Source organism: Xenorhabdus siamensis, from assembly GCF_037996745.1.
In the GTDB taxonomy this organism is placed as follows: domain Bacteria; phylum Pseudomonadota; class Gammaproteobacteria; order Enterobacterales; family Enterobacteriaceae; genus Xenorhabdus; species Xenorhabdus indica.
The window spans coordinates 228598-244441 of sequence record NZ_JBBMXE010000009.1 but is presented as its reverse complement, the minus strand read 5'-3'; the positions used below and the strand labels follow the sequence as shown (position 1 = coordinate 244441).

Genomic DNA, 15844 nt, shown 5'->3' with positions numbered 1-15844 from the left:
TCAGAGACCAAATCCAGAAGAAATTAACATTACCAGCCCTGCAAAAACAGGAACCGCCGCAGTCAAACTGTCTACCCTATCCATCACACCGCCATGCCCTGGGATCAACTGACTGCTGTCTTTAATTCCTGATTCCCGCTTGAACATACTTTCGGTCAGGTCACCGAAAACAGATGCAATAACAACAACAGCAGAAATCAACAATAAGTTCTCAGGCATAACAGGCACTGGGGCAAATTTACTGAACAGCCATGATATAAGCGCAGCAGTCAACAATCCACCAGCCAGTCCTTCAAGCGTTTTGCCCGGAGATACCTTAGGTGCCATTTTATGTTTACCTAATGTACGACCGAAAATGTAAGCCCCTGAATCAGCGGCCCACACCAGCAACATCACATACAATAGCCACCACGCACCGTGATAAGTATTATTTTCATATCCTTGGGTACGCAATACCATCATTCCACAATAAAATGGCACAATTGTCAGAAAACCAAATGACATACGCAGTGTAACGGAGGATTTCCAAATAGAAGCTGAAGCAGGATAAGCAATAACTAATAAAATAGCCGTAGCCCACCAGAGCATTCCTGCCCACAATAGATATACAATTTGTGGTTTTTCAGTAAGGTGAGTAAGATCTGCCAAAGAGTATTGCAAGGCCAGCAACCCCACAGTACACAACACTGCCAGAGTAACACGTTTAGTCTGTGTCAATAATCCGGCAAATTGCCCCCATTCCCATGCAGCAAGTGCTGAAACTGCAATAACAACCAACCCAAATCCTGAGGGAGGAAGTAAAAACAGAGCTGCAATAACAAGTGGAATTAATACTAACGTAGTTAAAAGACGGTACTTCAGCAAGTTCTCCTCCTATGATCCCACTTCGGCATCGTCTGGTGTTCCGCCAAATCGGCGTTCTCGTTTGGCAAAGGCATGAATAGCACCTTCAAAAGCTGTTTCATCAAAATCAGGCCAAAGTATATCGGTAAAATACAATTCTGCATAAGCGATCTGCCATAACAGGAAATTACTGATACGATGTTCACCTCCTGTCCTGATCACTAAATCAACTTCAGACTGCTGACTCAAGTTCATGAAACGACTGACTGTTGCTTCAGTAATTTCCTCAGGATTAAGCTGATCTGCTCTGACTTTCTCGGCAATCTGCTTGACACTCTGAACCAAGTCCCAACGGCCGCCATAATTGGCGGCGATATTAAGCTGCAATCCGGTATTGTCCGCCGTCAATTCAACTGAACGGCGGATACGTTCCTGTAACCGTGGGCTAAACCGACTGATATCACCAATAACAGACAATTTCACATTGTGCTTATGTAAGCTCTTCACTTCATTATCAAGGGCAAAAACAAACAGTTCCATCAATGAACTGACTTCTTGTTGTGGACGATTCCAGTTCTCACTACTGAAAGCATATAATGTCAGTGATTCGATATTATTCTTAACCGAAAAGCTCACAGCACTTCGTACAGCTTTAATTCCAGCACGATGACCAAAAACTCTTAATTTCCCACGCTTTTTTGCCCAGCGACCATTACCATCCATAATGATAGCAACGTGTCTGGGTAACGTTAGCGATGAGCCACAATCACTAGGCGATATCACTCAAACTAATCCTTAAATAACTAAGCTGGCTTCTTGTGGTTCAAGAACTTTCACACATGAAAAAGCCGTGTTAACGATTACCACGGCTATTTCTGGAATAAACCCGAATGAAAGCCTTTATTTCTGATATACCCTTGAGCTCTTAAGCTACTTATTTCATTGTTGACTGTGCAACAACTCAGAATCTATTGGGTATATACACCCACAAAAACGTATGCCAAATATCAAACTGGCTATTATAACAACTATGATTTACCTGCGAACTATATCATTTGACCAAACGCAAACAAACATATACTTATCCGCAAAATTCGCTATTTAGCAAAGGCTTTAATTTCCTCTTTCGCTAAAGTTCTCGCTATATTATCGATTTCTAAGACCTCTTCGATGCTTTGAGGTTCAGTTAAACTTAATTTTTCAACTACCTGTTGATTCACCATAGCAATATTAGTAAAACAAATTCTATTCTGTAAAAAAGCACTGACGGTTTCTTCATTAGCTGCATTCAATGCTGTTGTTGCAGCCTGACCTTCATGACATGCATCAATTGCCAATTTAAGGCATGGATAGCGGCGATAGTCCAACGTTTCAAAAGTGAGTGTGCTGAGTTTAGTAAAATCCAGCGGTTTCGCACCGGATAGAATGCGATTAGGATAGGCCATGCCATAAGCTATCGGAGTACACATATCCTGTGTTCCCAATTGCGCAATGATACTGCCATCATGGTAACGAACCATTGAGTGGATCACTGATTGCGGATGCAACAGCACTTCCATTTCATCAGCAGAAGCATTAAACAGATTACGGGCTTCAATATATTCCAACCCTTTATTCATCATTGTTGCAGAATCAACGGAAATTTTACGCCCCATTGACCAGATTGGGTGAGCACAAGCCTCATCAGGTGTGACATGGGGTAATTTATCTAAGGAGGTTTTGCGGAATGGTCCACCAGAACCCGTCAAAATAATACTGGAGATACCATGATCTTTTAAATTCGCAGTGCCGAGGTTATGTTGCACTGATGCAGGCAAACTTTGGAAAATAGCGTTATGTTCACTATCAATCGGCAATAATTGCGCTTTATATTGGCTAACCGCCTCCATAAACAGGCGGCCACTAGTAATAAGAGATTCCTTGTTAGCTAGTAGAACTTGCTTACCCTTGCGAATCGCAGCCAGTGTTGGCAATAACCCAGCAACACCAACAATAGCAGACATGACTTGATCAACGTCTTCCAGTTCTGCTAGATCACAAATAGCATCTTTTCCAGACAGGACTTCGACTTGGCTGCCTTGTTCCTGCAATAAACTCCGCAATTTTGTTGCTGAATATTCATCTGCCATTGCGGCATAGAGAGGCCGAAACTCCAGACATTGTTGTGCCATGAGTTCGCTATTTTTCCCGGCAATAAGTGCCACAACTCGGAATTTATCTGGGTTATTTCTGACAACTGAGAGTGTACTTTTCCCGACGGACCCCGTTGAACCGAGGATAGTTAAGCGTTTCATTTTTATACTCTAAGTATTTTACTGACATAAAATCGCAATAGTCTGATCTGTCCTGATCGCCATGTCCATTGCTTAAGAAAGAAATGTGATACAAAATGGAAAATATTAATAATATTTAAACATAAGAACAACGCCGCAGGGCTGCGGCGTTGATTCGAGAAGTGGCAATTAGAAATCCATTAACTCAGCTTCTTTATTCGCCAGCGCTTCATCAATCTTTTTGATGAAACTATCAGTCAGTTTCTGAATGTCGTCCTGTGAACGACGTTCCTCATCTTCACTGATTTCTTTATCTTTCAGCAGTGCTTTAACCTTATCGTTAGCATCACGGCGGATATTACGAATGGATACACGACCTTGTTCTGCATCACCACGAACGACCTTGATCAGATCCTTACGACGCTCTTCAGTCAGTGGTGGCAGAGGGACGCGAATAATGGTTCCAGCGGAAGATGGGTTTAACCCCAGATCAGAAGCCATAATCGCTTTTTCAACAGCTGCGGTCATAGAACGATCAAATACCGTGATCGCTAAAGTACGTGCATCTTCGGCAACAACGTTCGCGATTTGACGCAATGGCGTTGCAGCGCCATAATATTCAACGCTGATACCATCCAACAAGCTAGGAGAAGCACGGCCAGTACGCACCTTGCTGATTTGGTTTTTCAGTGCTTCGACGCTTTTTTCCATGCGGTCTTGTGCGTCTTTTTTGATTTCATTAATCACGTTATAAACCCTTGGGAGCTGGTTATGTTCTAGACCATAAATATTAACATGATATTCTATGGCCCTGTGTCATTAAATTCGGCACATCAGGACACTGATCATACCGTCAAATTTCACCAATGTCTCTGAGTACGGGAAGTGATAAATCGGATTGTGATAAATCAGCCGTGAGAAATCAACGTACCTTCACTTTCCCCCATGACAACACGACGAAGTGCGCCTGGTTTGTTCATATTGAAAACACGAATTGGCAGGTTATGGTCACGGGCCAGTGTAAAGGCTGCAAGATCCATGACTTTCAATTCACGCTCCAATACTTCCTGGTAAGTAAGCTTATTATAGAGAACAGCTTCGGGATCTTTTGTAGGATCAGCAGAATAGACCCCATCAACTTTGGTTGCTTTTAACACAACATCCGCTTCAATTTCAATGCCACGCAAGCAAGCCGCGGAATCTGTCGTAAAGAACGGGTTGCCAGTACCTGCCGAGAAAATAACAACACGACCGTGACGCAGTAAGCTGATAGCTTCAGCCCAACTATAGTTGTCACATACGCCATTCAGCGGGATAGCGGACATCAAACGGGCGTTCACATAGGCGCGATGTAAGGCATCACGCATCGCCAGACCGTTCATCACGGTCGCCAACATGCCCATGTGGTCGCCGACTACACGGTTCATTCCTGCTTCAGCCAACCCGGCCCCACGAAACAGATTACCTCCGCCAATAACGACACCGACCTGAATACCCAGCTCAACCAGTTCTTTGATTTCCTGAGCCATGCGGTCTAAGACGCTGGCATCGATACCAAAACCTTCTGCGCCTTGCAGGGCTTCTCCACTGAGCTTAAGCAGGATTCTCTGATATACGGGTTTTGCATTGGTTGCCATGGTGTTCAGTCCTAAGCAGATAAGGATTATTGGGGATTACTATGATTTATTCAATGACTACACATCCACGCTATGCAGCCAGATGTAAAATTCATCTTGAAATAAAACAGAACCGCCAATCGGCGGCTCCGTTTAAACAATTAAGACTGTTTGCTCATTGCAGCAACTTCTGCTGCAAAATCAGCTTCAACTTTCTCAATGCCTTCACCCACTTCGAAGCGAATAAAGTCGATAACTTTAGCATTGTTTTCTTTCAGCAGAGCACCAACAGTTTTGCTTGGGTCCATCACGAAGTTCTGACCAGTCAGAGAGATTTCGCCAGTGAATTTGTTCATACGGCCAGAAACCATTTTCTCTGCGATTTCGCGTGGCTTGCCAGACTGCATAGCGATGTCTAGCTGGATCTGATGCTCACGCTCAACAACGTCAGCAGGAACGTCAGTTGGGTTTACATATTCTGGCTTGCTTGCAGCAACGTGCATTGCGATGTGTTTGATCAGCTCTTCGTTTGCACCTTCAGCAGCAACCAGAACGCCGATACGAGCACCGTGCAGGTAAGAACCTACCGCTTCACCTTCCAGAATAGCAACGCGACGGATATTGATGTTTTCACCGATTTTCGCTACCAGAGTAGTGCGTTGTTCTTCGAATTTAGCTTTCAGTGCATCAATGTCAGCGTTTTTGTCAGCCATAACAGAAGCAATAACTTCTTTACCGAATGCCAGGAAGCCTGAATCTTTAGCAACGAAGTCGGTTTCACAGTTCAGTTCAACGATACCTGCGAATTTAGCATCAGATGAAACTTCAACCAGGATAACGCCTTCAGCCGCAACACGGCCTGCTTTTTTAGCTGCTTTTGCCTGACCTGATTTACGCATGTTATCGATAGCCAGCTCGATATCACCATTTGCTTCAACCAGTGCTTTTTTACATTCCATCATGCCTGCGCCAGTACGCTCACGCAGTTCTTTTACCAGAGCAGCGGTAATGTCAGCCATTTGTTTTATTCCTCGATGTGTCTCGCGGGAAGATAAGATTCCGCGGGGAAAGTTATCAGATAATAGTTCTATATCAGATAAGTAAAGGGGGCCATAACAGGCCCCCTAACCAATATATTTCAATACCTGGTCAATAAGGGGCTCAAGAACGAGCATGCCTTATTATTCAGCGTCTACAAGACCTTCTTCAGCCTGAACAGCCAGATCTTGTGAACGGCCTTCACGAACAGCAGTAGCCGCAGCGTTCAGATACAGTTTTACTGCACGGATTGCGTCGTCGTTACCAGGGATGATGAAATCAACACCGTCTGGATCAGAGTTAGTATCAACAACAGCAAATACTGGGATACCCAGGTTGTTTGCTTCTTTGATAGCAATGTGTTCGTGTTCAGCATCGATAACAAACAGAGCATCAGGCAGGCCGCCCATGTCTTTGATACCGCCCAGGCTGTTTTCCAGCTTACCAAGTTCACGAGAACGCATCAGCGCTTCTTTCTTGGTCAGCTTGTCAAAAGTACCGTCCTGAGATTGAACTTCCAGATCTTTTAGACGCTTGATTGACTGACGAACAGTTTTCCAGTTGGTCAGCATACCACCTAACCAACGGTGGTTAACAAAGTATTGGTCACAGCTCAGTGCTGCTTCTTTTACTGCTTCGCTTGCAGCACGCTTGGTGCCAACAAACAGAATCTTGCCTTTACGGGAAGCAATTTTGTTCAATTCTGCCAAAGCACCATTGAACATTGGAACAGTTTTTTCCAGGTTGATGATATGAACTTTGTTACGAGCACCAAAGATGAAAGGTTTCATTTTTGGGTTCCAGTAACGAGTCTGGTGACCGAAGTGAACGCCCGCTTGCAGCATATCGCGCATGGAAACAGTTGCCATTTTAGACCTCTATAAAATTAATTGGGGTTATGCCTCCACAGATCCCATGACACCGACTCTTTAACTGTGTGCTATTCATACCATATGAAAGATATTCATACGAATTAGCCACATGAGAGCACCCCGGTGTATGTGCCGATCCGTGTGTGTTATTTACACAAATGAGTTTATTCAGCATTTCTGTAATATTACTTCTACTATAGAAATAATTACACAGAATACCGGCGCGCTTTATACCATAAACCGCCCCCATACACCAACATTTGTTACAGCTTTCTGCTAGTCTTGGCGATCAGCGGTTGTTGTTAGATATACAGTGGGCTGATACCATTACCATCATCATTTTTTTCCTAATTAATATCAAAGAATCGGTAACTCCCCCGATTCTGATGGACTGATTTCATGGCTATTACTATCAAAACAGACGAAGACATTCAGAAAATGCGCATTGCCGGGCGTCTGGCAGCCGAAGTTCTGGAGATGATCGAACCACACGTTAAGGCGGGTGTCACCACTGGTGAACTTGATCGCATTTGCCACGAATACATCACGAATAAACAGCAGGCCATTTCTGCCTGTCTGGGTTATCACGGTTTCCCTAAATCCGTCTGTATCTCTGTCAATGACGTGGTTTGCCACGGTATTCCAAGCGATGACAAGGTACTGAAAGAAGGTGATATCGTTAACATTGATGTGACTGTGATTAAAAATGAATTTCACGGTGATACCTCCAAAATGTTTATTGTCGGTACACCCACTATTCAGGGCGAACGCCTGTGCCGAATCACTCAAGAGAGCCTGTACCTTGCCCTGAGAATGGTTAAACCGGGTATCCGTTTGCGCAGCATCGGCAAAGCCATTCAGCAATACGTGGAAAGTCACAATTACTCTGTAGTTCGCGAATATTGTGGTCACGGTATCGGCAGGGGTTTCCATGAAGAACCTCACGTGCTTCATTACGATGCTGATGACGGTGGCGTTATTCTGCAAAAAGGCATGGCCTTCACTATTGAACCTATGGTTAATACCGGTGATTTTCGTATCCGTACCATGAAAGATGGCTGGACAGTCAAAACTAAAGATCGTGGCTGGTCTGCACAATATGAACATACCATTGTTGTTACCGACAACGGTTGTGAAATCATGACATGGCGCAAAGAAGAAGAGCCACATATTTCAGCCGAATTAGTTAATATATAACCCAAAAAAATAGACCAAGCCAGACCTTAAAAGCCCAATATCAAGTTGGGCTTAAATAACTCATCTATTCCAAACGTCAATCTGTATTAAATATAATATGGCCGCTTTCTCTTCATAAAAATAAGAGCATAACCCATATGCCTAACTAAGTATCTCACGGTTTAATAGATTAATTTAGTTACATAAAGTTAAATTTTTATTCATTCATAAAAGAACTTTACTCTATTTTTCCACATTATCTATAATATGTTTGTTGTATTTATTGGCTAGATTCAGTATTAGCTATTTCAAAGGCATGGTTTTTCATACTATAAAACTGAAAATCTAATGAAATTAGCATAAAAGATACGGAAAAATAGATTAAAATTATAGATCCTAGTCCCAAAGATATCACTAATCCACCTAACATTGCCCCTACTGATCTTCCCAGATAATTAATTGAACTATCAAGAGCGATATCTGTGCTTCCATGCTTAGGTTAATAAGATAATAAAATATGTTGTTGATGTGCTCCTGACGCCCAGCCCATTGCTCCCCATATAAAAAAAGAGATAAGTTATTGCTGGGGGGAGCAGTGATTAGAACGTGAACTAATTGAAAATTTTATTTTAGAAATGTGATTATTAATGAAAACTGGAAATTTAATTATTAAGGGAGTTTATTTATGTTAACGCCCAGTGCACTGGTTCTCAATTTCTCCTCAATGAGATTGTCATAGGCCGTCATTCTGCTCCTTATTCCTAATTTAAAATAATATGGATTTTCACATATTTTGCGTATTTATTGTGACGATGATATTGACGGCTTTTTCAGATATAAACTGATTGAATGTTTAATTGGACGTGGAACATCTGAATAATGATATTCTTGACCATACATTGAATATTTTATATGAGTCTGGTATTTCATAAAATTATCAGGTGATTGCTGAATAGGATATTGATAAATGCAGCCCTTGTACATAAACTGTCCCATCGACCACTAACGCCTGTTCATCCCACAGTTTTCTTATCATAGGTTTCTGAATATGCCAGTTGATATTGCTTTTGCGCACGCCCCCATTCCTCCTCTGTCTCCGGTGGAATTTTCCCATGATGATCTTCGATGTCCCGCGTTGAAACAACATATTGATGAGTTTCAATTGTGGCTTGAGCAAGCGTTCAAAGCTGGCATTTCCCCGACAGCATTGATTTATACCCGCAGTGATTATATTGACAGGCTTCTGATACGGTTATGGCAGCAACAAGGGTTTGATCAGATAGATTCACTTTCCCTGATTGCGGTCGGTGGTTATGGCCGACGGGAGTTGCACCCTCTTTCTGATATTGACCTGCTGGTTCTGAGCGAACATCCACTGACTGAAGAACAATCAACCCGCATCGGGCAATTCATTACGCTGCTCTGGGATATTCGCCTGGAAGTCGGCCACAGTGTCAGAACATTCGAAGAGTGCCTTGAAAAAGGACTTGCTGATCTGACAATCGCCACAAACCTGATCGAATCCCGTTTAATTTGTGGTGACTTACCGCTGTTCCTGCGTTTGCAGAAGCAAGTTTTCAGTGATGATTTCTGGCCATCAGCCCAATTTTTTGCTGCCAAACTGACTGAACAGAAAAAACGTCATCAACGCTATCACAGCACCAGCTACAATTTGGAACCCGATATCAAAAGCAGCCCTGGGGGATTGCGTGATATTCATACTTTACTTTGGGTTGCTCACCGCCATTTCGGGGCAACATCTTTAGATGAAATGGTCGATTTTGGCTTTCTGACCCGCGAAGAGCGTAATGAATTAAACGAATGCCAGAATTTTCTCTGGCATATCCGTTTTGCCCTCCATCTGACGGTTACCCGTTATGACAACCGGCTGCTGTTTGAGCGCCAGTTCAGTGTAGCCCGGCTGCTCGGCTATGAAGGTGAACGCAATCAACCCGTCGAGCAGATGATGAAGGACTTTTACCGCATGACACGCCGTGTCACTGAACTGAATGAGATGCTGCTGCAACTCTTTGATGAAGCCATTCTGACACTACAGCCTGACGAAAAGCCACGCGCTCTGAATGATGCATTTCAGTTACGGGGAGAACTTATTGATGTTATTGATGACACACTGTTTAGCCGTGAACCCGCCGCAATTCTGAAAATGTTTTATCACATGGCAGTCCATCAGGAGATTACAGGGATCTACTCCACGACATTGCGCCAACTTCGCTATGCCCGCAGAAATCTCAGCCAGCCTTTGTGTGAGCTGCCCGAAGCCCGAAAAATATTTATGGAGATCCTGCGCCATCCTCATGCGGTCAAAAACGCTTTGCTTCCAATGCATCGCCATAGTGTTTTAAGCGCCTATACGCCACTTTGGAGTAATATCGTCGGTCAAATGCAGTTTGACTTGTTCCATGCTTATACCGTTGACGAACATACTATCCGGGTATTGCAGAAGCTGGAAAGCTTTGCTGATGAAAATAACCGCATGCTTCACCCCGTATGTGTCGAACTCTATCCTCGTATTCCACAACCTGAATTGTTGCGACTGGCTGCTTTTTTCCATGATATCGCCAAAGGACGTAACGGCGATCATTCCGAACTGGGTGCCAAAGATGCGTTCACCTTTGCTATACAACACGGGTTGACAAATCGTGAAGCAGAATTAGTAGAGTGGCTCGTTCACTATCATTTACTGATGTCAGTCACTGCACAACGGCGAGATATCCAAGATCCCGAAGTCATTCAGCAATTCGCCTGTCAGGTCAAAAATCAAAATCGCCTGAATTACTTGCTCTGCCTGACCGTTGCAGACATCTGCGCCACAAATGCCAAGCTATGGAATAATTGGAAACAGAGCCTGCTGCGTGAACTCTACTTTGCTACCGAAACCCAGTTACTCAAGGGAGTACAGAATACACCTGATTTACGTGATCATATCCGTCACAATCGTTTGCAGGCACTGGCTCTGCTGCGACAGGAGAATATTGACGAACAAAAGCTACACTATATTTGGAGTCGCTGCCATGCAGATTATTTTTTGCGTCATACACCGGATCAATTAGCCTGGCACGCCAGCCATCTGGTTAACCATCAATCACCAGAACCAATGGTATTAATCAGTACTTCATTTTCTCATGGCGGAACGGAAATTTTCATCTGGTGCCAGGATCGGCCTTCTCTTTTCGCTGCTGTTGTTGGAGAGTTAGATCGACGCAACTTAAGCGTCCATAATGCCCAGATCTTTACTAATCGGGATGAAATGGCGATGGATACCTTTGTCATACTGGATCCGAACGATCACTCACTGGCACCAGATCGTCATGAACCCATTCGCCGGGCTTTACTCAAAGCCATTAATGCACCTCATCCCAAAGCTCCTAAAACACGTAATTTGCCCGCTAAATTACGTCATTTTGATGTTCCGCCTAATGTGAACTTTTTACCGACACAAAATCCCCGCCGTAGTTATATGGAACTGGTTGCGTTGGATCAACCAGGGCTATTGGCACGGGTTGGCAGTATTTTCGCTGAATTAGGGGTTTCCCTACATGGTGCCCGCATTACAACTATCGGTGAGCGCGTGGAAGATCTTTTTGTGCTGGCTGATAAAGATCACCAGGCACTGGATAAAAAAATCAGAGAAGAATTATCAGAAAGGTTGACAGAAGCCCTTAACACCAAGGATAAAGTATAACGTTAACTAACCAATATTTGACTAAATATGAGGGACCCCATACCAATGCAGCAATTACAATCCATGACCGAATTAATGGCCATTATTGAAAATGCATTTGAAAACCGCGCCGGCATCTCACCTGCAACCGTTGACCAAGCAACTCGTAACGCCATTAATCAAGTGATTCAAATGCTGGACAGCGGTAATCTACGTGTCGCTGAAAAAATCGCAGGTGAATGGTTCACACATCAATGGCTGAAAAAAGCAGTATTGCTCTCTTTCCGTATTAATAACAATCAAGTTATGGAAGGAGCTGAAAGCCGCTATTTTGACAAAGTGTCTATGAAATTTGCTGATTATGATCAGGCTCGTTTCGAAAAAGAAGGTTTCCGTGTCGTGCCTCCTGCGGCAGTCCGTCAAGGGGCATATATTGCACGTAATACAGTGTTAATGCCATCTTACGTCAATCTCGGTGCCTATGTGGATGAAGGTACAATGGTAGACACTTGGGCAACTGTCGGCTCCTGTGCCCAAATCGGTAAAAACGTTCATTTGTCTGGTGGCGTTGGCATTGGCGGTGTTCTGGAACCATTGCAAGCCAACCCAACCATCATTGAAGACAACTGCTTTATCGGTGCCCGTTCTGAAATCGTAGAAGGGGTTATCGTGGAAGAAGGTTCCGTGATCTCAATGGGTGTTTACATCGGTCAAAGCACTAAGATCTATGATCGTGAAACTGGCGAAATCCACTACGGCCGTGTACCAGCAGGATCTGTCGTCGTATCCGGCAACTTACCTTCCAAAGATGGTAGCTACAGTCTGTATTGCGCTGTTATTGTGAAGAAGGTGGATGCTAAAACTCGCGGCAAAGTTGGCATTAATGAATTGCTACGCACAATAGACTGATTCTTTTAATAGCGGATAATAAATCTACTGTTTTTTTGATATTTTCCATTTCATTTAGGTGAATAGGTGATGCGCTATGTACGATAACTTGAAGAGTTTGGGGATCACACATCCTGAAGATATTGATCGCTATAGCCTCCGTCAGGAAGCGAATAACGACATTCTTAAGATTTATTTTCGTAAGGATAAGGGCGAATTTTTTGCCAAAAGCGTTAAATTCAAATACCCACGCCAACTGAAAACTGTATCTGACAATAATTCAGGGCAAGGTTATAAAGAAGTCAAAGAAATCAACACTAATCTGCGTTATGTGCTTGAAGAGTTAGATCAAATCTGTAAGCGTGACCAGTCAGAAGTAGATTTGAAACACAAAATTCTGGATGACTTACGTCACCTTGAGCATGTTGTTGCCAATAAGATTGCAGAAATCGAAGCGGATTTAGAAAAACTGACTCGTAAGTAACGATATCAGCCGTGTCATACACCGCTTATTTCTCTTCGTAAATTGACCTGATCAAAATGAAGGGGATAAGCGGTGTGACAGACATCCTATAGTAGGGTTCCCCACTCCTCAACCCAATCCTGGGCAAAGACTTCCGGCTCGACCACTTCAGCGGCATCGATCAGCAAAACCTCTCCGATCCGTTTAGCGCCCTGTTCTTGTAACAGTTCATCAAAGGCGTGACCGCCTCCGCAAAATGTATCATAACTACTGTCACCCAATGCAATTAGGCCATAACGTAAATCAGGCTGATAGCCCAATTGATCACTCAACTCGGTATAAAGCGGTTGAATATTATCAGGCAGATCACCTTGTCCGGTCGTTGATGTCACCACCAGAACAATCTGTTGCAAATAGACTTGCCATTGTTCCAAAGTCGCTTCTTCAAAGACCTCGATCTCATGTCCTTGCTGTTCAAGAATTTGCTGCGCTTCTTCCGCAACCGCCAGCGCATTACCATAAACTGTACCAACGAAAATACCAATCTTTGCCATAGATATGATCTCTTTAATGTTTGATACTGCTTTTATTCGTGAGTGGTCGGCCCCTTTATGTTTCAAGCTGCTATTTTTTGGCTACAACTCGAAAGTTATCAGACGTGGACATTCCAACTCTGGTACAACACCTTGCCAGCCAAATTGTTCAAGCAAATGCTGCCACGGTGAATCCCATCGGGCAGTCAACAACAGATTTTCTCCTGTCACCGGATGCTGAAGCTGAAGATGGCTTGCATGCAGCATTAATCTGCCCGTTTGATAATATTTAGCAACTCCTCGATTTTGGCGCAAATCCCCGTGTGTAGTATCCCCGATGATGGGATGACGGATATGCGCCATATGCCGCCGCAACTGATGCTTACGGCCAGTTTTGGGCTTCAGTTCCAACAAACTAAACCGTGATGTCGGATAACGCCCAATTTCAACCGGACATTCGACTTTCGCTAATGCACGGTAATAAGTAATTGCTGATTGTGCTTCCCTATCCGTATCAGCAAACTTATCCGCAATTTTATCCAACTCTTCCATTAATGCGTAGTCAATAATATCTTGCCCTTCGACATAACCACGCACAACCGCATGATAGGTTTTTTGTATCTGCTGGTATTCAAATTGTTGAGAAAGTGTTCTTGCCACTTCGCTTGACAGTCCCATCAACAAAACGCCCGATGTCGGTCTATCCAACCGATGAACAGGAAAAACATACTGCCCCAGTTGATCACGTAATGTCTGCATGACAAACACGGTTTCATGACGAGCCAACCAGCTACGATGAACCAACCAGCCCGCAGGTTTATTCACAGCAACAATGTGTTCATCCTGATAAATAATCTCCAGCATATCAACTATTCCGTGTCACTATTCTGGGTAAAATGTTCCTGTACAAATAGCTTGTCCAATTCGCGCAGGTGCTCAAGCAACGGCAAATAATGTTTGGTTTCTTCCTTATATACCTCTTCAAAATAAGGGGCGATAACAAACACCGTCGGTAGACAGGCTTTCTGTTCAATCAAAGCACACATTCTCGGAATAAGCACCCACTGGAGCCACTCTTCAGCAGCCATAGTATCAATTGAAAAAGGTTCTGTGCTTTCAAACGCTTCTGGTTTAGGAGGATAGCTCTGCCATAAACCAACGGTTTTCATAGTGGCTTCAATAAGCTGTAATTTATGTAGAATTTGTTTCTCGATACTCATAGTTTTTATCTTATCTTAGTTGTGCTGATGACTGCTGTTCTGATGACAGAAGTTGCCATCACGTCATTAGACCGTAAGAGTACCATTGTTCAATTTCAGCGGAAAATTTGTGGCAAGATAAAGTGTCATAACAAGATAAAATGTCATAATAAGAGGGGGAGACAAAATCTCCCCCTCTTATTTGATTGTCATAGCAATCCTGCTAAATTAGTCGCTTCCTGCTCATTCCCTGACAAAATACGTCCCTGTCAGTTATTCCTTAAAAGATCATTATACTGATAGTATCCGACAAACCTGCCTATACTTTATTCGTCCCTGAGCCACCTTCCTGATGGTTCGGTTCCTTAATGATTTTTTTGCTATGATTCCTAACGGAACAACAAAAGGATCTATTATTCGGTGGCCCGAAACAAGCTATCTGAATCAGCAGAAGAAGAACATTATAAGAAAGATATCGTGATAATAATTTGCATATTATTGATATAAAATAAAAATAATATTTATCAAAGATATTCATTATATGATTATGAGATATATCTTACATTCTATGTAAGATATATCTCACAAAAGATTAAACCGATATCTGCATCTACAAAACTGTCACAGGACTGATACTGTCACAGGGCTGATAGTAGAAAGAAAGGTCGCTAAATCAGTAGATATGATGGTTCGTTCATGGCTGCCAAACTGTTCAAGTATCACCTGCCCCGTCAGATTACATACAGAAACCAGTTGCATCTCTGTATCCGTTGTTCCGATAAATGCCGTAGGTGGAAGTTTCAGCCGTTTCTGCGTCACAAGATGGCCTATCAGATTTTCCTGCAATCGGATGAAGTCATCTTCACTCCATACCTGAATCAAATTGAGAAATTGCTCCTCAAGGTTGACAGTCATATCACCAGCAAACTGCGTGACATAGTAATCATGGATTGAGTCTTGCAAACGGATCTCCAGCGCATTTTCTACCTTACTGAGTTTTTCCCGGACAGAAAATGGCTTGGGAAGCCAGTGTACTACATTATCTCCCGTCCGTTCGATACAAGGTGAAGGTACACCATACAGCTCGCTGCTGGCGGGCGGTAACCCTGTTTCTTTCTGCCACAGTTCAACATAGCGTTTGGTAAAGTCAGAAAGTGTCTCTGTTACATTGAAGGTCATATGATTATTTCTTCCATTTTTCAGTCCAATACTGCTGTTTTATCCATTCCTATACGTTTTTCAACGAAATAACAACTATACC

At 43.2% G+C, this 15844-nt stretch carries 15 protein-coding genes; 4 read left to right on the top strand and 11 right to left on the bottom strand.

The window, feature by feature from the left end; translation table 11 throughout:
- The 7 genes from cdsA to rpsB all read right to left on the bottom strand — a co-directional run bounded on the left by cdsA (position 1) and on the right by rpsB (position 6639).
- Positions 1-864, bottom strand: a complete 864-nt coding sequence (gene cdsA / locus AAC852_RS10230; RefSeq protein ID WP_340620937.1) for a phosphatidate cytidylyltransferase — start codon at positions 862-864, stop codon at positions 1-3.
- Positions 865-873: 9 nt separating this feature from the next.
- Positions 874-1566 (bottom strand): polyprenyl diphosphate synthase, encoded by a 693-nt coding sequence (uppS, locus tag AAC852_RS10225; protein ID WP_422824285.1) that lies wholly within the window; start codon positions 1564-1566, stop codon positions 874-876.
- 374 nt (positions 1567-1940) lie between these two features.
- Positions 1941-3137 (bottom strand): 1-deoxy-D-xylulose-5-phosphate reductoisomerase, encoded by a 1197-nt coding sequence (ispC, locus tag AAC852_RS10220; protein ID WP_340620935.1) that lies wholly within the window; start codon positions 3135-3137, stop codon positions 1941-1943.
- Between the two features lie 168 nt (positions 3138-3305).
- Positions 3306-3863: a ribosome recycling factor gene (gene frr / locus AAC852_RS10215; protein ID WP_047679441.1), complete on the bottom strand. Its 558-nt coding sequence runs from the start codon at positions 3861-3863 to the stop codon at positions 3306-3308.
- Between the two features lie 161 nt (positions 3864-4024).
- Positions 4025-4753, bottom strand: coding sequence for a UMP kinase (gene pyrH, locus AAC852_RS10210; protein WP_340620934.1), 729 nt, complete (start codon positions 4751-4753; stop codon positions 4025-4027).
- A 140-nt stretch (positions 4754-4893) separates the two neighbouring features.
- Positions 4894-5751, bottom strand: coding sequence for a translation elongation factor Ts (tsf, locus tag AAC852_RS10205; protein WP_047679437.1), 858 nt, complete (start codon positions 5749-5751; stop codon positions 4894-4896).
- Between the two features lie 162 nt (positions 5752-5913).
- Positions 5914-6639, bottom strand: a complete 726-nt coding sequence (gene rpsB / locus AAC852_RS10200) for a 30S ribosomal protein S2 (protein WP_047679435.1) — start codon at positions 6637-6639, stop codon at positions 5914-5916.
- 402 nt (positions 6640-7041) lie between these two features.
- Between rpsB and map the strand changes: the two genes are divergently transcribed.
- The 4 genes from map (at position 7042) to AAC852_RS10180 (ending at position 12872) form a co-directional block, all read left to right on the top strand.
- A complete protein-coding gene (gene map / locus AAC852_RS10195; protein WP_340620933.1) occupies positions 7042-7839 on the top strand; it encodes a type I methionyl aminopeptidase in 798 nt (265 codons plus the stop codon).
- Between the two features lie 1027 nt (positions 7840-8866).
- On the top strand, positions 8867-11521 hold the full coding sequence (gene glnD, locus AAC852_RS10190) for a bifunctional uridylyltransferase/uridylyl-removing protein GlnD (RefSeq protein WP_340620932.1): 2655 nt from the start codon (positions 8867-8869) through the stop codon (positions 11519-11521).
- A gap of 63 nt (positions 11522-11584) precedes the next feature.
- A complete protein-coding gene (gene dapD / locus AAC852_RS10185; RefSeq protein WP_422824284.1) occupies positions 11585-12409 on the top strand; it encodes a 2,3,4,5-tetrahydropyridine-2,6-dicarboxylate N-succinyltransferase in 825 nt (274 codons plus the stop codon).
- Positions 12410-12485: 76 nt separating this feature from the next.
- A complete protein-coding gene (locus AAC852_RS10180; RefSeq protein ID WP_340620930.1) occupies positions 12486-12872 on the top strand; it encodes a DUF3461 family protein in 387 nt (128 codons plus the stop codon).
- Between the two features lie 86 nt (positions 12873-12958).
- On the opposite strand, the gene AAC852_RS10175 is transcribed toward AAC852_RS10180, so the two are convergent.
- From AAC852_RS10175 to syd, 4 genes are all read right to left on the bottom strand, one after another.
- Entirely contained in the window at positions 12959-13405 is a 447-nt protein-coding gene (locus AAC852_RS10175; protein WP_340620929.1) for a flavodoxin, read from the bottom strand.
- 81 nt (positions 13406-13486) lie between these two features.
- Positions 13487-14248, bottom strand: a complete 762-nt coding sequence (gene truC, locus AAC852_RS10170) for a tRNA pseudouridine(65) synthase TruC (protein ID WP_340620928.1) — start codon at positions 14246-14248, stop codon at positions 13487-13489.
- Between the two features lie 5 nt (positions 14249-14253).
- Positions 14254-14604, bottom strand: a complete 351-nt coding sequence (locus tag AAC852_RS10165) for a YqcC family protein (RefSeq protein WP_340620927.1) — start codon at positions 14602-14604, stop codon at positions 14254-14256.
- Between the two features lie 600 nt (positions 14605-15204).
- Positions 15205-15762 (bottom strand): SecY-interacting protein, encoded by a 558-nt coding sequence (gene syd, locus AAC852_RS10160; RefSeq protein WP_340620926.1) that lies wholly within the window; start codon positions 15760-15762, stop codon positions 15205-15207.
- Positions 15763-15844 lie beyond the last annotated feature (82 nt).

Excerpts from the sequence above, each read along its gene's own strand:
- tsf (WP_047679437.1), bottom strand. The coding sequence starts at position 5,751 with ATGGCTGACATTACCGCTGCTCTGGTAAAAGAACTGCGTGAGCGTACT.
- dapD (WP_422824284.1), top strand. The coding sequence starts at position 11,585 with ATGACCGAATTAATGGCCATTATTGAAAATGCATTTGAAAACCGCGCC.
- glnD (WP_340620932.1), top strand. The coding sequence starts at position 8,867 with ATGCCAGTTGATATTGCTTTTGCGCACGCCCCCATTCCTCCTCTGTCT.
- AAC852_RS10175 (WP_340620929.1), bottom strand. The coding sequence starts at position 13,405 with ATGGCAAAGATTGGTATTTTCGTTGGTACAGTTTATGGTAATGCGCTG.
- ispC (WP_340620935.1), bottom strand. The coding sequence starts at position 3,137 with ATGAAACGCTTAACTATCCTCGGTTCAACGGGGTCCGTCGGGAAAAGT.
- map (WP_340620933.1), top strand. The coding sequence starts at position 7,042 with ATGGCTATTACTATCAAAACAGACGAAGACATTCAGAAAATGCGCATT.
- AAC852_RS10180 (WP_340620930.1), top strand. The coding sequence starts at position 12,486 with ATGTACGATAACTTGAAGAGTTTGGGGATCACACATCCTGAAGATATT.
- pyrH (WP_340620934.1), bottom strand. The coding sequence starts at position 4,753 with ATGGCAACCAATGCAAAACCCGTATATCAGAGAATCCTGCTTAAGCTC.
- syd (WP_340620926.1), bottom strand. The coding sequence starts at position 15,762 with ATGACCTTCAATGTAACAGAGACACTTTCTGACTTTACCAAACGCTAT.
- rpsB (WP_047679435.1), bottom strand. The coding sequence starts at position 6,639 with ATGGCAACTGTTTCCATGCGCGATATGCTGCAAGCGGGCGTTCACTTC.
- AAC852_RS10165 (WP_340620927.1), bottom strand. The coding sequence starts at position 14,604 with ATGAGTATCGAGAAACAAATTCTACATAAATTACAGCTTATTGAAGCC.
- uppS (WP_422824285.1), bottom strand. The coding sequence starts at position 1,566 with ATGGATGGTAATGGTCGCTGGGCAAAAAAGCGTGGGAAATTAAGAGTT.
- truC (WP_340620928.1), bottom strand. The coding sequence starts at position 14,248 with ATGCTGGAGATTATTTATCAGGATGAACACATTGTTGCTGTGAATAAA.